The 22,019-nt window shown below is 64.2% G+C and carries 17 protein-coding genes; 13 read left to right on the forward strand and 4 right to left on the reverse strand.

Annotation, left to right across the window (positions count from 1 at the left end):
• Positions 1–79 precede the first annotated feature (79 nt).
• Positions 80–1,378, reverse strand: a complete 1,299-nt coding sequence (gene argA / locus M5C01_RS08345; protein WP_152736750.1) for an amino-acid N-acetyltransferase — start codon at positions 1,376–1,378, stop codon at positions 80–82.
• A gap of 143 nt (positions 1,379–1,521) precedes the next feature.
• On the reverse strand, positions 1,522–2,682 hold the full coding sequence (gene argE / locus M5C01_RS08350) for an acetylornithine deacetylase (RefSeq protein WP_152736749.1): 1,161 nt from the start codon (positions 2,680–2,682) through the stop codon (positions 1,522–1,524).
• 158 nt (positions 2,683–2,840) lie between these two features.
• Here argE and M5C01_RS08355 point away from each other — a divergent pair, with 158 nt between their 5' ends.
• From M5C01_RS08355 to M5C01_RS08385, 7 genes are all read left to right on the forward strand, one after another.
• Entirely contained in the window at positions 2,841–4,208 is a 1,368-nt protein-coding gene (locus M5C01_RS08355; protein WP_152736748.1) for a CYTH domain-containing protein, read from the forward strand.
• A gap of 362 nt (positions 4,209–4,570) precedes the next feature.
• Positions 4,571–5,641: a cellulose biosynthesis protein BcsQ gene (gene bcsQ, locus M5C01_RS08360; protein WP_152736747.1), complete on the forward strand. Its 1,071-nt coding sequence runs from the start codon at positions 4,571–4,573 to the stop codon at positions 5,639–5,641.
• Complete coding sequence (gene bcsA, locus M5C01_RS08365) at positions 5,638–7,839, forward strand: UDP-forming cellulose synthase catalytic subunit (protein ID WP_152736746.1); 2,202 nt, start codon at positions 5,638–5,640, stop codon at positions 7,837–7,839. Before bcsQ ends, bcsA begins: the two co-directional genes overlap by 4 nt.
• Positions 7,836–10,136 (forward strand): cellulose biosynthesis cyclic di-GMP-binding regulatory protein BcsB, encoded by a 2,301-nt coding sequence (gene bcsB / locus M5C01_RS08370; RefSeq protein WP_152736745.1) that lies wholly within the window; start codon positions 7,836–7,838, stop codon positions 10,134–10,136. The genes bcsA and bcsB overlap by 4 nt, the downstream gene beginning before the upstream one ends.
• Before the next feature lie 23 nt (positions 10,137–10,159).
• On the forward strand, positions 10,160–14,056 hold the full coding sequence (locus tag M5C01_RS08375; protein ID WP_152736744.1) for a cellulose biosynthesis protein BcsC: 3,897 nt from the start codon (positions 10,160–10,162) through the stop codon (positions 14,054–14,056).
• An 18-nt stretch (positions 14,057–14,074) separates the two neighbouring features.
• Complete coding sequence (locus tag M5C01_RS08380) at positions 14,075–14,734, forward strand: SGNH/GDSL hydrolase family protein (protein WP_103495531.1); 660 nt, start codon at positions 14,075–14,077, stop codon at positions 14,732–14,734.
• On the forward strand, positions 14,731–15,399 hold the full coding sequence (locus M5C01_RS08385; RefSeq protein ID WP_152736743.1) for an alginate O-acetyltransferase AlgF: 669 nt from the start codon (positions 14,731–14,733) through the stop codon (positions 15,397–15,399). Before M5C01_RS08380 ends, M5C01_RS08385 begins: the two co-directional genes overlap by 4 nt.
• 4 nt (positions 15,400–15,403) lie before the next feature.
• Here the strand turns inward: M5C01_RS08385 and M5C01_RS08390 are convergent, their stop codons facing one another.
• Positions 15,404–15,880 carry an Lrp/AsnC family transcriptional regulator gene (locus M5C01_RS08390; RefSeq protein ID WP_103495529.1) on the reverse strand — a complete coding sequence of 159 codons (477 nt, stop codon included), beginning with the start codon at positions 15,878–15,880 and terminating at the stop codon, positions 15,404–15,406.
• A gap of 139 nt (positions 15,881–16,019) precedes the next feature.
• Here M5C01_RS08390 and M5C01_RS08395 point away from each other — a divergent pair, with 139 nt between their 5' ends.
• From M5C01_RS08395 to M5C01_RS08420, 6 genes are all read left to right on the forward strand, one after another.
• Positions 16,020–16,358, forward strand: coding sequence for a hypothetical protein (locus tag M5C01_RS08395; RefSeq protein WP_152736742.1), 339 nt, complete (start codon positions 16,020–16,022; stop codon positions 16,356–16,358).
• A 143-nt stretch (positions 16,359–16,501) separates the two neighbouring features.
• A complete protein-coding gene (locus M5C01_RS08400) occupies positions 16,502–18,283 on the forward strand; it encodes a GspE/PulE family protein (protein ID WP_152736741.1) in 1,782 nt (593 codons plus the stop codon).
• A 112-nt stretch (positions 18,284–18,395) separates the two neighbouring features.
• Positions 18,396–19,316, forward strand: coding sequence for an SPFH domain-containing protein (locus M5C01_RS08405; protein WP_103496108.1), 921 nt, complete (start codon positions 18,396–18,398; stop codon positions 19,314–19,316).
• A 10-nt stretch (positions 19,317–19,326) separates the two neighbouring features.
• A complete protein-coding gene (locus M5C01_RS08410) occupies positions 19,327–19,776 on the forward strand; it encodes an NfeD family protein (RefSeq protein WP_152736740.1) in 450 nt (149 codons plus the stop codon).
• 67 nt (positions 19,777–19,843) lie between these two features.
• Complete coding sequence (locus M5C01_RS08415; RefSeq protein ID WP_103496106.1) at positions 19,844–20,164, forward strand: DUF2388 domain-containing protein; 321 nt, start codon at positions 19,844–19,846, stop codon at positions 20,162–20,164.
• A 238-nt stretch (positions 20,165–20,402) separates the two neighbouring features.
• On the forward strand, positions 20,403–21,542 hold the full coding sequence (locus tag M5C01_RS08420; protein ID WP_103496105.1) for a DegT/DnrJ/EryC1/StrS aminotransferase family protein: 1,140 nt from the start codon (positions 20,403–20,405) through the stop codon (positions 21,540–21,542).
• A 78-nt stretch (positions 21,543–21,620) separates the two neighbouring features.
• On the opposite strand, the gene gcvH is transcribed toward M5C01_RS08420, so the two are convergent.
• Positions 21,621–22,004: a glycine cleavage system protein GcvH gene (gene gcvH / locus M5C01_RS08425; RefSeq protein ID WP_103496104.1), complete on the reverse strand. Its 384-nt coding sequence runs from the start codon at positions 22,002–22,004 to the stop codon at positions 21,621–21,623.
• Positions 22,005–22,019 lie beyond the last annotated feature (15 nt).

Below are 22,019 nucleotides of genomic sequence, written 5' to 3' on the forward strand. Positions count from 1 at the left end.
CTTGTCGGGACGCCGCACCGCCGCGAAGAGGCCCTTGAGACCGACAAAAAACCTCAAGGACCAGACCCGCTCATGAAGATCAGAGGGCTTTTTCGAAGATCTTCGAATTACGCTGATAGTTGTACAGCGAAGCCCGCGCGCTCGGCAGCCGCTCCACACTGCTCGGCTCAAAGCCACGCTCACGGAACCAGTGTGCCGTACGGGTCGTCAGCACGAACAAGGTCTTCAACCCCTGCGCCCGCGCCCGTGCTTCAATCCGCTCCAACAGCTCATCGCCGCGACCACCATGGCGATACTCCGGGTTCACCGCCAGGCACGCCAACTCCCCCGCCTCTGAATCGGCAATCTGATACAGCGCCGCACAGGCGATGATCATCCCCTCGCGCTCCACCACGCTGAACTGCTCGATCTCACGCTCCAGCACTTCCCGCGAACGCCGCACCAAGATGCCCTGCTCTTCCAGCGGGCTGATCAGGTCGAGCAAACCGCCAACATCCTCGATAGCCGCTTCACGCACCAGCTCGAACTGCTCCTGGGCCACCAGCGTACCGCCGCCGTCACGGGTAAACAGCTCGGTCAACAGCGCGCCATCCTCGGCATAACTGACGATATGGCTGCGCGCCACACCGCCCCGACAAGCCTGCGCCGCCGCATCCAGCAACTCTCCCTGGTAATCGTTGCCCAGACGCAGCAGATGCGCCGGTACCTGCTGCGGACGCAGCTCACGGACCAGCTTGCCGTTTTCATCGATCAGGCCGTGATCGGCGCCGAACAGCAGGAGTTTTTCCGCCTCCAGGTCGATGGCGGCACGGGTCGCCACGTCTTCGCAGGCCAGGTTGAAGATTTCCCCGGTAGGCGAATAGCCCAACGGCGACAGCAGGACAATCGAGCGCTCGTCCAGCAGGCGGTTGATACCCCGGCGGTCGACCCGGCGCACTTCGCCGGTGTGGTGATAGTCGACGCCTTCGAGCACGCCGATCGGCCGCGCCGTGACCAGGTTGCCGCCGGCCACCCGCAGCCGCGAGCCCTGCATCGGCGAGGCGGCCAGGTCCATGGACAGACGCGCCTCGATGGCGATCCGCAGTTGGCCGACGGCGTCGATCACGCATTCGAGGGTCGCCGCATCGGTAATCCGCATGCCGTGGTGGTAATGCGGAGTCAGGCCACGGGCCGCCAGGCGGCTTTCGATCTGCGGACGCGAGCCGTGCACCAGCACCAGCCGCACGCCCAGGCTGTGGAGCAGCACCAGGTCGTGGACGATATTGCCGAAGTTGGGGTGCTCGACACCGTCGCCGGGGAGCATGACCACGAAGGTGCAGTCCCGGTGGGCATTGATATAGGGAGACGCATGGCGAAGCCAATTCACGTAATCGGGCATAAAACCTGAACCTGTATAAAAAACAGCCAATAGAAAATAGATGCAACGTCAAAACGCACAACGGGCTGTTGGTTATCGTCGGAACAGGCTTGGCGACACGCGCGCTCTCCTTGGTATCCAGGAAAAATCAATGAGCCGTGCATTTAACGCAAGGTTGCGGCCGGGCTCAAGCAGTAATGTTGAATCAATTCACGCAGTAGATGCACGGTAGGCTGCAAACGTGACATTTCGAGGTATTCCCCCGGCTGATGCGCACAAGCGATGTCGCCAGGGCCCAGGACCAGGGTTTCGCAGCCAAGGCGCTGAAGATAAGGCGCTTCGGTGCCGAATGCCACTGCCTCGGCGCGATGACCGGTGATTTTTTCCGCAACCTGGACCAGTTCCGAATCAGCGGCCTGTTCGAACGGCGGCACTTCGGGAAACAGCGGTGCGTAGTCGATCTTCACCTGGTGCCGTTGCGCCAGGGGTTCGAGCTTGGCGCGAATCGCCGCCCGCAGCACGCTCGGGTCCATGCCCGGCAAGGGCCGCAGGTCGAACTCCAGGGAGCACTGGCCACAGATGCGGTTGGGGTTGTCGCCGCCGTGGATGCAGCCGAAGTTCAGGGTCGGCTGGGGCACGCTGAATTGCGGGTTGTTGTATTCGCGCTGCCATTGCCAGCGCAGGCCCTTGAGCTCGCCGATGGCGTCGTGCATGGCCTCCAGGGCGCTATGGCCCAGGCTCGGGTCGGAGGAGTGGCCGCTGCGGCCGAGAATCTCGATGCGCTCCATCATCACGCCCTTGTGCAGGCGGATCGGCTTCAGGCCCGTGGGTTCGCCGATCACCGCGGCGCGGCCGAGGGGCCGGCCGGCTTCGGCCAGGGCCCGGGCGCCGGACATGGAGCTTTCTTCGTCGCAGGTGGCGAGGATCAGCAACGGCTGCTTGAATGGTTGGTCGAGCAACGGGATCACGGCTTCAATGGCCAGGGCGAAAAAGCCCTTCATGTCGCAACTGCCCAGGCCGACCCAACGGCCATCGACTTCGGTCAGTTTCAGCGGGTCGGTCTGCCACAGCGCGCCGTCGAACGGCACGGTGTCGCTGTGCCCGGCCAGCACCAGGCCGCCGGGGCCGCTGCCGAAGCTGGCGAGCAGGTTGAACTTGCCGGGGCTGACCTGCTGGATATCGCAGCTGAAACCCAGGTCGCCGAGCCAGGTCGCCAGCAGGTCGATCACCGGACGATTGGACTGATCCAGGCTCGGCTGGGTACAGCTGACCGACGGCGCGGCAATCAGCGCAGCGAATTGATCTTTCATCGACGGCAACGGCATGACGCTGACTCCCGAACTCCAAGGCGAAGCTCATCATAGAGCCATCCGACGCCTGGAATAAACCGCCGCGACGCGTGCCGCCCGCTTGTCCTGTACACTGCACGGCCTAGGCAGCCCCCTTCTCCCCGGCTGCGCTCCCGATCCTGGATTTTCCGGCCATGCAGAAAGAAACCGAAATCAAACTCCGCGTCAGCCGCGAAACCCTCGCCGCCCTGCGCGAGCACCCGCTGCTGAAAAAACGCAACAAAAGTGGCTGGGAACGTCGCGAGCTGACCAATCAGTATTTCGACACCCCCGAGCGCGACCTGGCCAAGGCCAAGGTCGCCCTGCGCCTGCGCCGTGACGGCGAAGAAGTGATCCAGACCCTCAAGACCCGCGGCCAGAGCGTCGCCGGCCTGTCGGAACGCAACGAGTACGACTGGCACCTGGCCAAGGCCAAGCTCGATGTGAAAAAACTCGACGGCGAATGCTGGCCCGAAGCGCTGGCCGAGCTGGACAAGAAAACCCTGAAGCCGATCTTCACCACCGATTTCGTCCGCGAACGCGCCGAAATCGCCTGGGGTCGCGGCAAGGCCAAGGTGGTGATCGAAGCCGCCCTGGACCTGGGCTTTGTCATCGCTGGCAAGCAGAAAGAAGAAATCTGCGAGCTGGAACTGGAATTGCGCGAAGGCGACCCGTCGGCACTGCTGGAACTGGCCGCCGAGCTGGCCGAGAAACTGGCGCTGATGCCGTGCGATATCAGCAAGGCCGAACGCGGCTATCGCCTGTTCGACGCCAACAGCTATTCGCTGAGCCTGCCGGCCCCGCAGTTGAGCGCCGAGATGCCGCTGGACGATGCGTTCGCCGCCTTGGGCTGGCATTTGCTCGCCAGCAGCCAGCGACTGGCCGAACAATATCGCTTCAATGGTCACTGGCGCTTGCTGCAGGACTGGGTCGCGCAGTTGACCGAGTTGCGCGCCCTGCTCGGCAGCCTCGGCCAGGCCGCGCCACGGCAATCCACCAGCGAACTGCGCAGCGCCCTGGATGCGTTGCTGGAAGACTGGCGCCCACTGGTCCACGCCGGCCAGGAAGACGAAGACGTGCGCAAGGCCGCGCCGGAGCAGTTCCTGGAAGAGCTGGAAGATGTGCGCTGGGGCCTGTTCTCGCTGAACACCTCGCGCTGGTTGCTGGCCCGTAGCTGGACCGCCGAGCGCACCACCCGCGGTAATCGCCAGGGCGCGGCCCAGTTGCAGAACTGGTTGCCACGGCTGCTGGCCGAAGAAGCCACCTCGTTGCAACTGGGACGCTACCAGCAGCAACCGGAAGACCTCGCCGAACAACTGCCGCGTATCGAGCGTATCCAGGCATGGCTGCATCTGGCCCGTGGCGTGCTGGAGTTGCCGGAGCTGGATCGCCTGTTCGGTGAAATGAACAAGCTGGCGCAACTGGCCGAGACCGATATCAGCGATGAAGTGCTGGAGGCCCGGGTGCAGCAGGCGCTGACGGTGTTCCAGAGCCGTGCCTGGAAGACCTTGTTGCGTCTGTAACGCCCCGCAATCTGTAGGAGCATGGCTTGCCAGCGAAGCTTTTGGCGGTCGTGAGGGCCTCTTCGCGGGCAAGCCACGCTCCTACAGGAAGGTGTCGTTCGGCAGGACGCTGTTCGACATCAGACTCACCGAAAATTTCTTGCATCGGTAAATCTGGTCTACATTTGAACCTGATAGATCAATAAAGCACTCTGGATTAACACTAAGTGCCTTCGGTTCTATCGCAAGACGTTCAGGCGACACCTTTAAGAACACCATCGTTTGCCCACCGTCCGGTAGGCATGCAGCACGACGGCATTGTGTGATTAGCCGTATCTGTCCCCTTTCAAGATTTTCTTAGAATGGTACGGATGGGTGCTGTCATGCAGCCTTCAGATGACGACGATGATGTTGCGAACCTGATGGGAAAGTTCGGTGCCAAGGCCGACCGCTATCGGGAAATCGAGGTGGCCCGGGTCTTCACCGAAACGCCAGCGCCCCCCCCTGCGGCCCCCCAGCCTCCAGCCCCCCCGCCTGCCGAACCGACCTCGCCGCCGCTCGTCCAGGGTGATACCGGCGCGCCTGAAACAACCGCAGCACCGTCCCTGCGCACACTGCTCCAGGATCTCGCCCGGCAACGCCAGGCGCAGGCCACGCAACAACCCCAGCCGGCCCTCGCCGCCCAGGTTCCCGGCCGGATCATTGCGGTAGTCTCGACCCGTGGCGGCGTCGGCCGCAGCACCCTGGCCAGTCTCCTGGCCATCCTGCTCAACAGCACTGACCGGCAGGCCATCGTCCTCGAACTCGACCCACAGAATGCGCAATACCATCACCTGGGCACCCGCCCACCCGCACAAGGTATCTGCCAGGCCAGCCTGGAACAGCGCAGCTGGCACGATCTTGCGCAAACCGGCTACGCCAACACCCGGCTGCTGGCCTTCGGCGAGAACGACCCGCAACAGTTACAAGCCCTTGAACACCAGCTCGAAGGTGACCCGCACTGGCTGGCCCGCCACCTGAACGAACTGGCCCTAGGCAAGCACGACACACTGATCATCGACACCCCTCCCGGCAGCACGCTCTATCAGCAGCAGGCGCTGCACATGGCCGACCTGGTGATCGCCGTCGTCCGGCCCGACGCGGCCTCCCACGCCGCCCTCGAGCGCCTGATCACGGCGATCAAGCCCCACCTGGGCGGTGACAGGCCGGCAAGCTGCTGGTTCGTGATCAACGGCGTGGACAACGCCCACCCCTTGTCCGTGGACATCGCGCAGATCCTCGAGAGCCAACTGAAAACCCAACTGCTCGGCACGATCACCTGGGACGAGGCCATCGCCGAGGCGCTGGCCTATGAATTCAATCCGTTCGAGCAATCCGCCGAATCCCGCGGCTGCCAGGACCTCCTGGCCATCGCCGACAAGCTCCACGATCAGCTGGAGTCACAGCACCCATGACCTTCGAACGCCGCGTCCAACGCCTGCTCGGCACCGCCCTGCACCACCTCCGCCAATGGTCGCAGCCACTGCGCCTGGGCCTGATGCTGTGCGCCGCGATCCTCTGCGCCGTGGTCCTGGCCGGGGTGATCAGCGCGCCCGCGGACCTGCTCCAGCAAACCCTGTTCGGCCTTGCCTGCCTGGTCGCGGTCCTGGTCTTGCGACGCTTCGAAGGTCACCTGCCGATCATTGCCATGATCAGCCTGTCGCTGATCGCCTCGCTGCGCTACATGTACTGGCGCCTGACCGAGACCCTGGAGCTGGAGAACTTCCACGACATGCTGTTCGGCTACACCCTGGTGCTAGCCGAGCTCTATGCGCTGCTGGTGCTGGTGTTCGGCTATGTGCAGACCGCCTGGCCGCTCAAGCGCCGGCCGATCCTGCTCAGCGAAGACCCGGCGCAATGGCCCACTGTCGATGTGTTCATCACCACCGTCAACGAGTCCCTGGAGATCGTCAAGATCACCGTGTTCGCCGCGCTGCGGATGAACTGGCCGACAGACAAGCTCAAGGTTTATGTGCTGGATGACGGTCATCGCGACGAATTCCGGTTGTTCTGCGAGAGCGTCGGCGCCCACTACCTGACCCGCGACAATAACCTGCACGCCAAGGCCGGCAATTTCAACGCGGCGCTCAAGGTCACCCACGGCGAATACATCGCCGCCTTCGACGCCGACCACGTGCCCTCGCGCTCCTTCCTGCAAATCAGCATGGGCTGGTTTCTCAAGGACCCCAAGCTGGCGATGCTGCAAACACCCCACGTGTTCTTTTCCCAGGACCCCTTCGAAAAAAACCTCAAGACCTACCAGGCGGTGCCCAACGAAGCCGAGTTGTTCTATGGCCTGGTGCAGGACGGCAATGACCTATGGAACGCCGCGATGTTCTGCGGCTCCTGCGCCCTGATGCGCCGGGCACCGCTGGAAGCCATCGGCGGGATGGACGAAACCACCCTCACCGAAGACGCCCACACCTCGCTGAAACTCAACCGCGCCGGCTACAACACCGCCTACCTGGCCCTGCCGCAAGCCGCCGGCAGGGCTACCGAAAACCTCTCGCGGCATATCAACCAGCGGGTGCGCTGGGCCCGCGGCATGACGCAGATTTTCCGCACCGACAATCCCATGCTCGGCCGCGGCCTGACCCTCGGCCAGCGCATCTGCTACAGCAACGCCATGCTGCACTTTTTCTATGGTTTCCCGCGCCTGGTGTTTCTCACCGCGCCCCTGGCCTACCTGGTGTTCGGCGCGCAGATCTTCCATGCCGCGCCGCTGATGGTGGCCGCCTACGCGGCGCCGCACCTGCTGCTGGCCAACCTGACCAACTCGCGCATCCAGGGGCGCTTCCGCCATTCGTACTGGAACGAGGTCTACGAAACGGTGCTGGCCTGGTACATCCTGACGCCGGTGCTGATGGGCATACTCAAGCCAAAATCCGGGCATTTCAACGTCACCGACAAGGGCGGCGACCTGCACCCTGGATTCTTCGACTGGAAGATGGCCCGGCCTTACATCGTGCTGCTGGTCCTGAATATCGCTGCCGTGGTGTACGGGGTCTACGACTACCTCGGTGCCGACGTCACCACCGATGAAACGGTGCTGCTCAACCAGGTCTGGGCCCTGTACAACGCCCTGATGTGCGCCGCCGCCATCGCGGTCGCCAGCGAAACCCGCCAGGTACGGGCCGACCCCCGGATCGAGGCGAAATTGCCGGTCGGCCTGCGGCTGGCCGACGGCACCGAGTATCACAGCCACACCCAGGACTTTTCGCAGAGCGGCCTGGGCCTGAAGCTGGCACCAGGTCAATCGATTCCCCTCGGTACACCGCTGCGGGTCTCGCTGTTTCGCCACCAGCAGCACTATCACTTCGACGGCAGCGTGGTCTTCAGCCGCGGCAACACGGTCGGCATCCGCTTCGACCCGATGACCTTGAGCCAGCAAAGCGACCTGGTCCACCTGACCTTCTCCCGCGCCGACACCTGGGCGCGGAACTGGGGCACCAGCACCCCCGACTCGCCACTCAAGGCCTTGCGCGCGATCAGCGTCATCGCCGTGCACGGCGTTTCCGAGTTGCTCAAGGCAACCCTCAGATTACCCGGCCAGGCGCTCGAACGGCGGCGCTCCGGCACCTCTTCCTCAGCACCTGCCCTGGACACGCCATGAGCCCGATATTCTCCGCTGGCAGCGACGGACGCTGCATTCGTTACGCCCTCCTGTTGCTGCTCTGCTGCGGCGTCTATCCGGGCTCCGGCAACGCCGTGACGCAAACAGACAACCGCAGCAGCCCCGCCGCCGGCACCGGCCAGGCACCGGTGATCGCCGCTGACAAGAACAGCTACAGCCTGACCTTCAAGCAACTGGGACGCCGCGACCCCTTGTACCTGCGCGGTGTCGAGTCGACCGACAGCGTCGACTTCGGGATTCGCGCCGATCAGGTGGTGACCGGTGTCCAGGTGGTCCTGCATTACGGTTATTCGGCGCTGATGCTGCCCGAGCTGTCGCAGATCAACGTGCTGGTCAACGACAGGGTCGCCGTCAGCCTGCCGCTACCCCGGGAGCAGGCCGGCAAGGACCTGGAGCGGGTGGTCGAGATCCCCGCGCGGCTGATCACCGACTTCAACCGGCTGGACCTGCAACTGATCGGGCACTACACGATGCAGTGCGAAGACCCGTTGCACTCGAGCCTGTGGGCCAGGGTCGGCAACGACAGCCAGCTGAATATCCAGTATTCGCCCATCGCCCTGAAAAATGACCTGGCCCTGCTGCCGGTGCCGTTCTTCGACCGCCACGACGCGCGCCCGCTGGTCCTGCCCTTTGTGTTCGACGCCAACCCCAGCCCCGCCAAGCTGGAAGCCGCCGCGGCGATCGCTTCCAAGTTCGGCGCCCTGGCCAGCTATCGCACCGCGACCTTTCCCGCCAGCGTCGGGCAACTACCGGCCAAGGGCAATGCCATTGTCTTCGTCACCCACCGCGAAACCCTGGCGCTGGGCGAGCTGTCGAGCAACCCGGCCAGCGGCCCCAGCGTGACCATGATGACCAACCCCAACGACCCCTATGGCAAGCTGCTGGTGATCAGCGGACGCAACGACGCTGAACTGAAGATTGCCGCCACGGCCGTCGCCCTGGGCAGCCAGTCGCTGTCCGGGGCCACCGCGCTGATCGACCACCTCGACCCGCTGCCGGTGCGCGTGCCCTATGACGCGCCCAACTGGCTGCCCACCGACCGCCCGGTAAAGCTCGGCGAACTAGTCGACGCCCGGCAATTGCATGTCTCCGGCTACAGCCCCGAGGACATCAAAATTGCCCTGCGCCTGCCGCCGGACCTGTTCGAATGGCGCGGACGCGGCGCCCCGCTGCTGCTCAAATACCGTTACACACCGCAGCAGTTCTCGACCAACTCGGCGCTTCTGGTGCACCTCAACGATCACCTGGTGCGCTCGATGCAGCTGCCGTCGATCCCCAATCTCAAAGGCGGACCGGACCTGCTCGAGTGGCTGAAGAAAGACGACAGCCTGCCGCAAGAAGCCAGCATGTACCTGCCCCTGGGCATCGCCACCTTCGAGTCGCAGCTGCAAATGCGCTACCTGTACGACTATGTCAAACAAGGCGAATGCCGGGACGTCATCGTCGAAGACATGCGCGGCCAGATCGAAGGCGATTCGACCCTCGACCTGAGCGGCCTGGACCACTACACGGCGATGCCCGACCTGGGCAAGTTCCGCGACAGCGGCTTCCCCTTCACCCGCCTGGCCGACCTCTCGGAAACCGCGGTGGTGATGCCCGACACCCAGGAGCCGGCGACCCTCAGCGCTTTCCTCACCGTGCTCGGGCGTTTCGGCGAATCCACCGGCTATCCGGCCACCGGCCTGCAAGTGATCCAGGCCCGTGACGTCGAGGGGGTCAGCGACAAGGACCTGCTGGTGTTCGCCACCGGCAACGACCAGCCCCTGCTCAAGCAATGGGCCGACGCGTCGCCGGCCCGTAGCGAAGGCAGCCGGCACTTCTTCGACCTGAGCGACCTGGCCTTGCGCATTCACGACTGGTTCAGCCCCGACTCGCAAGCGGCGATCCGCAAGACCCGCGCCACCCTGGAATGGTCGGGCCGAGGCACGCCTTATCTGGCGGGCTTCGAGTCGCCGCTCAAAAACGGCCGCAGTGTAGTGGTGGTCGCCAGCAGCGACCCGGCGCGACTGACCGAGGTCACCGCAGCGATGATCGGTGGCGATGACTACAAGGACCTGATCCAGGGCAGCCTGGCCGTGATCCAGGACAAGCAGATCACCACCCTGGCCGCCGACCAGCCGTACTACGTCGGTCACCTGGGCTGGTTCCGGCACTTGCAGCTGCTGCTGTCTCGGCATCTGAGCGGGATGCTGCTCGCGGTCCTGATCGGCTTCGTGCTGCTCTGTGCCTTGATCTTCCTGGGGCTGCGGGCCCAGGCCAAACGGCGGTTGTCGTGAATCCACGGCGCGGGAGAACAGGCATGCGCCATACCCTCACCCTGACGTTGTTGTTTGCCCTGGCCAACCCGGCCCTTCAGGCCCGGGCCGACGATCCGCAGGCGCAATTGATCGAGCAAGGGCGCTACTGGCAATCGCAGAACAACCCCGACCGGGCCATCGACGCCTGGAACAAGTTGCTGCTGATCGCCCCTGATCAACCGGAAGCGCTCTATGGCCTGGGGCTGAGCAACGTCCAGCTCAAGCGGCCGGAGGAAGCGAAAAAGTACCTGGCCCGTTTGCAGGCACTGGTACCGCAGCCCCGCCAGGCCCAGCAACTTGAACAGGACATTGCTCTGGGCAGCGATGAGCAGGCCCGACTGCTGGCCCAGGCCCGGCAACTGGTGGACGCCGACAAATACGACGACGCGGTGAAGATTTACCGTCAACTACTGAACGGTCGCCAGCCCCAGGGCACCCTGGCCCGCGAGTATTACTACCTGCTGGGTTACACCAAGGGCGGTGAACAGGAGGCCCGCGCCGGTCTTGAACGATTGCTGCGCGAACGCCCGGACGACCGCGCCGTGGCGCTGTTCCTGGCCAAGCACATGGTCCGCAACCTCGACACCCGGGCCGAAGGCATCCGCCGCCTGGCGGTCCTCGCCAAGGACAAGGATGTCGGCGGTGACGCCAACGAAACCTGGCGCTTCGCCCTGACCTGGATCGGCCCGCCGGCGCCGGCGCAAGTCCCGCTGTTCGAGCAGTTCCTCGCCGCGCACCCGAACGACAAGGAAATCCGCGACCTGATGAACAAGGGCAAGACCCTGGCCCGCAGCAGTGCGGCACCCGCCCGCAAAGTGCCCGCCTGGCAACGCGACCCGCAGGACGCCCAAGGCCTGCAGGCGCTTGAGGGCGGTGACCTGGCCGCCGCCGAGCAGGCGTTTCAAACCCGTCTCAAGGAAAAACCCAACGACCCCGACGCCCTCGGCGGCCTGGGTGTCCTGCGGCAAAAGCAGGACCGCCTGAACGAAGCCGAGGACCTGCTGCTGCGGGCCACCCAACAGCCCGGCGGGCATCCCTGGAAACAGGCGCTGGACAACGTCCGTTACTGGCGGCTGATGGCCGGCGCGAGCGAGGCGCAAAAGGCCGGACGTGAGGACCAGGCGCGGAAAATGATCGAACAGGCCGCCCGCCAGAACCCCGGCCAACCGGCCAGCCAGGTGGCGCTGGCCAACTTGCAGGCCGAGCGGGGCCAACTGGCCCAGGCCGAGGCCAGCTACCGGCGTATCCTCGCCAGTCATCGCGACGATCCCCAGGCCCTGGGCGGGTTGATCGCGGTGCTCTCGCAGCAGGGCAAAGCCGATGAAGCGCTCAAGCTGATCGACTCGATTCCCCCGGCGGACCAGGCCCGCCTGGGCTCCGCCGTGTCCATCCGCTCGTTGCGCGCCACCCAGGTCGCGCGGCTCGCCGAACAGCGCGGCGACCTGCGCGCCGCCGAGCAAGCCTATCGCCAGGCCCTGGTGGACGACCCGGGCAATACCTGGACGCGCTTTGCCCTGGCCCGGATCTACCTGGGGCAAGGCCGCACCCAGGCCGCCAAGGACCAGGTCAACGACCTGCTCAAACGCCACCCCGACCAACCCGATGCGCTGTATACCCGGACCCTGCTCTCGACCCAGCTGGGTGAATGGCAGGACGCCCAAGCCAGCCTCGCACGCATCCCCCAGGCCAGGCGCAGCCGCGAGATGGACGAACTGGGCAAGGAGATCGCCCTGCATGTACAGACCGAAGCCGCCGTCGACAACCTCAGGCGCGGCCAGCGCCAGGAAGCCCAGGCGCTGCTGGCCCGCAGCCAGGCCCTGACCGCCGGCAAGCCGGATCGGGTGGCGATCCTGGCCGCGGCCTATATCGACGCCGGTCAGTCGCAACAGGGCGTGGCCCTGATGCGCGACCTGGTGGAGCGCTCCCCCAGTCCCGACGCCAAACTGCAACTGCTGTACGCCGACATCCTGTTCAAGGCCGACCAGGACAACGATGCCGCGGATATCCTCCGCTCCCTGCAAGGGGCTCGCCTCAACGACAGCGATCACCGCCACTACGCCGAGCTGGTGAAGCTGTACCGCATCAAGCAGGCCGACCAGTTGCGCGAGAAAGGCAATCTGGCCGGGGCCTACGACCTGCTCAAGCCGACGCTGAAGCAATACCCCCATGACACCCAGGCGATCTCGGCGCTGGCGCGGATGTATGCCGCCAACGGCAATAACGCCAAAGCCATGGCCCTGTACAAACCCCTGTTGCAGAACGACCCGCACAACGCCGACCTGCAACTGAGCGTGGCCAGCCTGGCCGCCCAGGACCACGACTATGCACAGGCCGACAAGTCCCTCAAGACCGCCCTGGCGCTCAAGCCGGGCGTGCCGAAGGTGCTGACCAGCGCCGCCGCAACCTACCGCGCCATGGGCAAAAGTGCCGAGGCCGCCGAACTGCTGCGCCAGGCCGTGGCCATCGAAGGCGGTCAACGCCGCGACGGCCAGCCCTTCGACAGCCAGGACGACGACAGCGACAACCCGTTCCGCAATCAAACCGGACAGCCGCGTCGAGGTACCACCCGTATAGCCGATCCGCTGGCGCCGGGCAGCGAGGCCGCCGATACGATGCCACCCGACCCGGCCATGGCCCCGCAGCTCTACAGTGCCTCGGACGCCGTACCCGACAGCGGCCTGGACAACGACCCGGCACCGAGCGCCAATCCCTTTGCCCCCGGCCGCCGTTCAGACGAGCCCGCGCGCCTGAACCAGAGCCCGGCGCAGCTCGCGCTGGACGAAATTCTCCAGGAGCGCAGCGGTTATATCGCCCAGGGCCTGAGCGTGCGCAGCAACAACAATGAATCGGGCCTGAGCAAACTGACCGATGTCGAAACGCCGTTCGAAGCCAACCTGCCCGCCGGCGACAATCGCGTGGCGTTGCGGGTGACGCCGGTTTCGCTGCACGCCGGCAGCGTCAAGAGCGACAGCCTCACCCGCTTCGGCAGTGGCCTGGCCAGCGGCTCCCCCGGCTCGCAGCAGGCCAACGGCGTGGGTATGGCCGTGGCAGTGGAGAACCCGGAGCACGGCATCAAGGCCGATATCGGCGTCAGCCCGGTGGGCTTCACCTACAACACCGTGATCGGCGGCGTGAGCCTGGACCAGCCGCTGGTATCCAGCCCCAACATGCACTACAGCATCGCCCTGTCGCGGCGCCCGGTCACCGACAGCGTGACCTCATTCGCCGGCACCGAGGACCGGCGGACCGGCGTGAAGTGGGGTGGCGTGACCGCCAACGGCGGACGCGCCCAGCTCGGCTACGACGACCAGGAAGTCGGGGTCTACGGCTACGGCGCCCTGCACAAGCTGGTCGGCAACAACGTCGAGTCCAACACCCGCGCCGAACTGGGCGGCGGGATCTACTGGTACCTGGACAACCAGCCCGACGACAAGCTGACCGTGGGCCTGAGCACCTCGGCCCTGTCCTACGAGAACAACCAGGGGTTCTTCACCTACGGCCACGGCGGCTACTTCAGCCCGCAGACGTTCTTCTCCATGGCGGTCCCGGTCACCTGGTCCCAGCGTTCCGACCGCTTCACTTACAAGCTCAGCGGCGCGTTGGGAGTCCAGCATATCGACCAGAAAGGCGCCGACTACTTTCCCGGCCACAGCGCCGAGCAGGCCGCCAACAACCTCACATATCCTGGCCAGAACAGCACCGGCATCGGCTACAACCTGAATGCGGCGGGCGAATACCGGCTCGGCTCGAACGTGCTGCTCGGCGGTTCACTGGGGGTGGATAACGCCCAGGACTACCGCCAGGTAAACGCCGAGCTGTACCTGCGTTACCTGTTCGAGAAGATGACCGGGCCCATGGCCTTGCCGGTCAGCCCCTATCGTTCGCCTTACTCCAACTGACTCCAGGGAGCGTGCATCGTGGCAACCTCATCCGTACTGGCGGGCCTGACCATCCTGATCATCGGCGACAGCCACCTGGCCACTCCGGATTTCCTGCTCAACCCGCTGCACGATGCCCTCAGCCGGCAGGGTGCTCAGGTCCACTCCCTGGGCATTTGCGGGGCCAATGCCGGCGATTGGCTCAAGGCCACGCCCAGCCCCTGCGGCGGCGCCGAACGCCGGGGCACGGCCGAGGCCACGGTGCTGGTCGGCGCATCGACCCGCTCGATCGGCGATTTGCTGGACAGCGACAAACCCAACCTCACCCTGATTGTCATGGGCGACACCATGGCCAGCTACGACAAACCGAGTTTCCCCAAGGCCTGGATCTGGAAACAGACCGACAGCCTGGTCAAGGCCATCGCCGCCCACCACACACCCTGCGTCTGGGTCGGGCCGAACTGGGGCAGCGAAGGCGGCATGTACGGCAAGACCTACGAACGGGTCAAGACGATGTCGGACTTCCTGTCGAAAAACGTCGCGCCATGCAGCTATATCGATTCGTTGCAATTCTCCACCAAGGGCCAGTGGGCGACCATTGACGGCCAGCACCTGACCCGCACCGGCTACCAGACCTGGAGCGAGGACATCGTCAAGGCGTTGTTGCAGGCACCGGCGCTCAAGGCAGCGGGAAAATGAATCGGATGCGCGAACTGCTGCTGGGCCTGGCGACGCTGATAAGCTTCGCTGCCGCCCACGGCGATACCGCGCTCTATCCCACCGGGCCGAGCCGGGACTCGGCCTTCATCCGCTTCGTCAACGCCCTGGACAGCCCCCTCGACGTGCTCCCGGAGGGCGAACAGACACCTTCGACACTGGCCCCATCGGTGGTCTCGGTGTTCTCCGCGGTGCCCGCCGACAAGCCGGTCACGGGCGCCTTGAGCAGTGCCGGCGTCAGCGTGCCGGTCAAGTTGAACCTGGCCCCCGGCGAGTTCGTGACCTTCGTGGTGGTCCCCGGCGACAAGGGCTTTGAACTGCTGACCGTGCGCGAGCAACCGAAAGACTTCAATGGCCTCCAGGCGTCGCTGGCGCTGATCAACGCCGACCCGGACTGTACCGGCGGCGGTTTGCGTCGTGCAGGTCGGCAGGAGCAGCCGATTTTCCATGACCTGAACCCCGGTCTGCTGGAGCGACGCGACGTCAACCCGGTCAAGCTGTCCGTGCAAGGCTTCTGCGACGGTACCCTGGTCACCGCGCCCCTGAGCCTGGGCCCGCTGGAATCGGGAGAGCGCTACACGGTGCTGATCCTGTCCCAGAACGGCAAACCGGTCCTGGTGTTCGTCAAGGACATCTTTGCCCAATGAACCTTCAGGCCGGGCGCAATACCGGCAAGCTGGTGGTGGACTTGATCTCGGACAGGGCAACGATGGAGTTGACCTCCTGGATCCCCGGCACCATCGACAGCTTCTCGAAGAAAAACCGCTCATAGGCCTCGATGTCAGCCGTGACGATCCGCAGCAGGAAATCCACCGCGCCCATCAGCACATAACACTCCAGCACTTCCGGAAAACCGCGAATCGCCTCGGTGAACTCGGTGAAGTTGGAGCGACCATGGGCGTTGAGTTTGACCTCGGCGAAGATCTGCGTGTTGAGGCCGATTTTCTTGCGATCGAGCAAGGTCACCTGGGCACGGATCACCCCCTCTTCCTTGAGCCGCTGAATCCGTCGCCAGCAGGGTGACTGGGACAACCCCACCTGCTCGGCAATCTGCGCGCTGGAAAGCGAGGCGTCTTCTTGCAGCAAGGCCAGGATCCGGCGGTCGTAGGTGTCCAGCTCGCCTTGCATAAAAAAACCTTCTAACTGGCTATTAGCGAATAGATCATGTCTGGATCAGAGCATATCAGCCCATCATAGATAAGAAATACCCGGCTCGGCATGTAAAAATTTCTCCAGCCTATCCCGTCGCCGCCCCAGGAAACCCACCATGCCTTCTCCCGAAGCCCTCCATGACGCTCCCACCCGTGCCGATGTCTGGGCGGCGGGCAATGCCCACTGCCAGGTGCGCTACCAGGTGCTGGCCGAAGCCGAGCCGGACCTGCTCTGCCGCCTGCTGAACCTGTTTGCCCTGCAGTTCCTGACCCCACGACAAGTGCAGGCGCAACAGGACGACGGACTGCTGGCGATCGATATCGTGCTGGACGGCCTGAGCTGGCACCGCGCCCAGGTCATCGGTGAAAAAATGCGCAACCTGATCAGCGTCTGTTCCGTGGCCCTGCAACCGCCCCAAGGCGCACAGCGGCACAGCGCACAGGCCGCGGGCTGACGGCTTTTTTGAAAAGAATCGCAATCTTTGTCTTGGTATCGACGCCAACGTCAGGCAGCCTCGCGTCTATTCTTGGCAATTGACGATCAGACAGGGACTACGTCTGAATCGCTGGTTGCAGGACCGACCGAATAGGAGCCCGCATGCCCGTCGCCCCCCTTCCCCAGGACCGCTGGCTGGATCTCAACGAGCTGTTGCGCGAACTGGTGACCCAGGGTTTTATCAGCCAGGAGGCAGCCGAACAGGCCCTGGCCACCCGGCGTACCGCGCGCGATACCCAGCAGCATCCGCTGGAGTTCATCGCCAGCCAGCAACTGGCCGACCTGAGTCGTCCCGGCAAACCCCTGGACCTGGAAAACCTCACCCTCTGGCTGGCCCGCCATGCCGGCCAGGCGTATCTGCGCATCGACCCGCTGAAGATCAACGTGGCGGCGGTGACTTCATTGATGTCCTACGCCTTTGCCCAGCGGCACAAGATCCTCGCGGTGGCGGTCGACCGCGACGGCGTGACCATCGCCAGCGCCCAGCCCCATGTGCGGGCCTGGGAAGCCGACCTCAGCCATGTGTTGAAGCTGCCGATTCGCCGGGTGGTGGCCAACCCGGTGGATATCCAGCGCTTCACCGTGGAATTTTTCCGCCTGGCCAAGTCGGTCAGCGGGGCCAGCCTGGTCGACCAGAAAAACCATAATCCGAGTAACTTCGAGCAGTTGCTCAACCTCGGCGCCAGCGACCAGGAGCCGGACGCCAACGACGCCCATATCGTCAATATCGTCGACTGGCTGTTCCAGTACGCTTTCCAGCAACGGGCCAGCGATATCCATATCGAGCCGCGCCGCGAACAGGGCACGGTGCGCTTTCGCATCGACGGCGTGCTACACAACGTCTACCAGTTCCCGCCCCAGGTGACCATGGCGATTGTCAGCCGCCTGAAAAGCCTGGGCCGGATGAACGTCGCGGAAAAGCGCAAACCCCAGGACGGCCGGGTCAAGACCAAGACCCCGGACGGCGGCGAAGTCGAATTGCGCCTGTCGACCCTGCCCACCGCCTTTGGCGAAAAGATGGTGATGCGTATCTTCGACCCGGAGGTGCTGCTCAAGGATTTCGACCAACTGGGCTTCGGCGCCGACGATCTGCGCCGCTGGCAGGACATGACCCGCCAGCCCAACGGCATCATCCTGGTCACCGGACCCACCGGTTCGGGCAAGACCACCACGCTGTACACCACCCTGAAGAAACTGGCGACCTCGGAGGTCAACCTCTGCACCATCGAGGACCCGATCGAGATGATCGAGCCGGCCTTCAACCAGATGCAGGTCCAGCACAATATCGACCTGACCTTTGCCAGTGGTGTGCGCGCGCTGATGCGCCAGGACCCGGACATCATCATGATCGGCGAGATCCGCGACCTGGAAACCGCCGAAATGGCGATCCAGGCCGCGCTCACCGGCCACCTGGTGCTCTCGACCCTGCACACCAACGACGCGCCGAGCGCCATCAGCCGCCTGCTGGAACTGGGGGTGCCGCATTACCTGATCAAGGCCACCGTGCTCGGGGTCATGGCCCAGCGCCTGGTGCGTACCCTGTGCCCGCACTGCAAGGCGCCGACCCAGTTGGAAGAAGACGACTGGCAAAGCCTGACCCGACCCTGGCAGGCGCCGATGCCCAGCGGTGCCCAGCGCGCCGTCGGTTGCCTGGAATGTCGCGACACCGGTTATCACGGGCGCGCCGGGGTCTACGAGATCCTGGTCCTGAACGACGGCCTCAAGGCGCATATCCACGCCGATACCGACCTCCTGGCCCTGCGTCGCCAGGCGTTCAAGGACGGCATGCGCAGCCTGCGCCTGTCCGGCGCGCAAAAGGTCGCGGCGGGGCTGACCACCGTCGAGGAAGTGTTGCGGGTCACGCCGCAGAGCGAGCAGCGCTGATGAAAGTGTCACGACATGCGTCCATTGCCGAGTAAACACTTTTTATCCCGGCAAGCCCCGTTACACTCAAGGTAACAGCCTTCTCGATCAACACTTGCAACAGGGAATCGTCATGCAAATCGGTAGCGTACTCCTGCTCTTCGTCGGCCTGGCCATTGCCCTGGTGTTCATGGGCTTCAAGGTCGTGCCCCAGGGTTATCAATGGACGGTGGAGCGCTTCGGGCGCTACACCAACACCCTCAAGCCGGGCCTCAATATCATCATCCCGGTCATGGACCGCATCGGGCGCAAGATCAACGTCATGGAAAGCGTGCTCGACATCCCGCCCCAGGAAGTCATCACCGCCGACAACGCCACGGTCCAGATCGACGCCGTGTGCTTCTTCCAGGTGGTCAACGCCGCCCAGGCCGCCTACGAGGTGAACAACCTCGAGCACGCCATCCGCAACCTGTTGCAGACCAATATCCGCACCGTGCTCGGCTCCATGGAGCTGGACGCCATGCTCGGCCAGCGCGACGCCATCAACGAGCGCCTGCTGCGCACCGTCGACGAAGCGACCGCGCCATGGGGGATCAAGGTGACCCGCATCGAGATCAAGGACATCAGCCCGCCCGCCGACCTGATGGCGGCCATGTCCGGGCAGATGAAGGCCGAACGGGTCAAGCGCGCGCAAATCCTCGAAGCCGAAGGCCTGCGCGCCTCGGCGATTCTCACCGCCGAAGGCAAGAAGCAGGCGCAGATCCTCGAAGCCGAGGGCGCCCGGCAGTCGGCCTTCCTCCAGTCCGAAGCCCGTGAACGCCAGGCCGAAGCCGAAGCCCGGGCGACCCAGGTGGTCTCCGAGGCTATCGCCAAGGGCAACGTGCAGGCGGTGAACTACTTTGTCGCGCAGAAATACATCGACGCCCTGGGCAAGCTGGCCTCGGCCAATAACAGCAAGGTGATCCTGATGCCGCTGGAGGCCAGCCAGGTGATCGGCGCGGTAGGCGGCATCGGCGAGATCGTCAAGGCCACCTTCGACAGCAAGAAACCCTGAGGCAACACCCATGTGGGAATTCCTGCAACACCTGTCGTTCTGGGACTGGCTGGCCCTCGGCACGCTGTTGCTGATTTTCGAGATATTCGGCGCCGGCGGTTACCTGCTGTGGGTGGGGACTGCCGCCGCGGCCGTGGGCGTCCTGACCTACCTGATTCCCGGCCTGCACTGGACCTTGCAGTTGCTGCTGTTCGGCGTGCTGTCGATCCTGACCGCGTGGCTCTGGTGGAAACGCCAACGCAACAACGCCCGGCCCAGCGACCAGCCGGGACTCAATGAGCGTGGTCACGACCTGATCGGCAAGACCTTCGTGGTGCATGTCGCCATTGTCGCCGGGCGCGGCAAGATCAAGGTCGGTGACAGCGTCTGGATGGCCATCGGGCCGGATAGCGAGGTGGGCACCCAGGTCCGGGTGGTTGGTCAGGACGGCAGTACCCTGCGGGTGGAAAGGATTGCGTGAGGCCGATGGAACTCCGGCGTGACAACAGTAATCAAACCTTTCAGATACCCACACCGGAGTCACTCTCATGCGTCTCAAAACAGCAGTTGTCGCATTGGCCTTGTTTACCCTTCCCGTCGGCGCAGCAATGGCCGACGAGTTCTGGCGCAACGTCCTTTCCTCTGGCGCCACCACCGGCTCCACCTACCTGACCTTCAGGAAGGACCACAAGCTGGTGGCCGCCGCCCAGGACGATGCCAGCAGCTTCGTCGCCAGCAATGGCGGCATCCGTGGCCCTTATCTGGAGGCCGCGATGCAAAAACTGCGGGCCGAAAACCCGGACCTGAAGGTCACCGACATGCAACTGGCCAACGCCATCCTGGCGAAGAACACCGTCGCCGAAGACTGATTCAAACACTTCACCCACAAACCAGAACGCCGCTCACCCGCGGCGTTTTGCGTTGCCCGGTAAAAACCGCCGATCGACACCCAGGCACCGGCCCGACGTGCTCGTTCAGCGTCCGGACAGCAAAAAAAGCACCGAATTTTCACCTTAAAACAGTATCATCGCCAGCATTGCAGCCTTGCTGTCTACTCTTCACTGCCGGTAGAGCACTGTCGGCCTTCACATCGGACGTCACGACCCCATGAGCGAACTTCCTTTCCTGCCTTTTTCCAAACCGACCATCGACGAAGCGACCATTGCCGCCGTGGGCGATGTCCTGCGTTCCGGCTGGATCACCAGCGGTCCGAAGGTCGCGGCCTTTGAAGCGCAACTGTCGGAATACTTCGGCGGGCGTCCGGTGCGCACCTTCAACTCCGGCACCTGCACCATGGAAATCGCCTTGCGCATCGCCGGTATCGGCGCGGGCGACGAAGTGATCACCACGCCGATCTCCTGGGTGGCCACCGCCAACGTGATCATCGAAGTCGGCGCGACCCCGGTGTTCGCCGATATCGACCCGGTAACCCGCAATATCGACCTGGACAAGGTCGAGGCCGCCATCACCCCGCGTACCAAGGCGATCATCCCGGTTTACCTGTCCGGCCTGCCGGTGGACATGGATCGCCTGTACGCCATCGCCAAGAAACACAACCTGCGCATCGTCGAAGACGCGGCCCAGGCCCTGGGTTCGGAATGGAACGGCCAGAAGATCGGCGCCCTGGGTGACCTGGTGTCGTTCAGCTTCCAGGCGAACAAGAACATCACTTCGTCCGAAGGCGGCTGCCTGGTGTTGAACAACGCCGAAGAGGCCCGTCTGGCCGAGAAGTACCGCCTGCAGGGCGTGACCCGTACCGGCCATGACGGCCTGGACGTGGACGTGCTGGGCGGCAAATTCAACATGACCGACGTCGCCGCCGCCATCGGCCTGGGCCAGTTTGCCCATATCGATGCCATCACCCCGCACCGCCGCGGGCTGGCCGAGTACTATTTCGAGTGCTTTGGCAGTGATTTCGAAGAGAAATACGGTGCCCAGCTACCGGTGAAGGATTTCACCAACAGCAACTGGCACATGTTCCAGCTGGTACTGCCGGAGCGTCAGGACGGCCAGCCGGCGCGGGCGACCTTTATGGAAGAGATGAAGCAGCGCGGCATCGGCATCGGTTATCACTACCCGGCGATCCACCTGCTGAGCCTGTACCGCGAACGCGGCTTCAAGGAAGGCATGTTCCCGATCGCAGAGCGCGTCGGGCGCCTGATCGTGTCGTTGCCGATGTTCAACGCCATGACCAAGGCCGATGTCGAGCGTTCGGTGGCGGCGGTCAAGGCAGTCTTGAAGCCGTAACACCGTGATCGCGAGCACGCCTGCTCTTGTAGGAGCAAGCTTGCTCGCGATGAACGATAACGCGGTCAACCTGACGAATTACTCGCCGATAGCCTTCTTGTAACCCGCCGCATCCAGCAACTTCTCCAGCTCCGCCACATTGCTCGGCTTGAGCTTGAAGATCCACGCGCCGTGCGGATCGGAGTTCAGCAGCTCAGGCTCGCCGGACAACGCTTCGTTGACCGCAATCACTTCGCCCGACACTGGCGAATAGATATCCGAAGCCGCCTTCACCGACTCGACCACACCGGCAGCCTCGCCGGCGGCGAACACGGTACCGACTTCAGTCAGTTCCACGAACACCACATCCCCCAAGGCTTCCTGAGCATGGTCGCTGATGCCGACGGTGACGCTACCGTCAGCTTCCAGGCGAGCCCACTCGTGGCTTTCGGCAAAACGCAGATCAGCAGGGATATCGCTCATATTCAGTGTCCTCAC

Source organism: Pseudomonas sp. MWU12-2319, from assembly GCF_023242525.1.
Lineage (GTDB): Bacteria > Pseudomonadota > Gammaproteobacteria > Pseudomonadales > Pseudomonadaceae > Aquipseudomonas > Aquipseudomonas gingeri_D.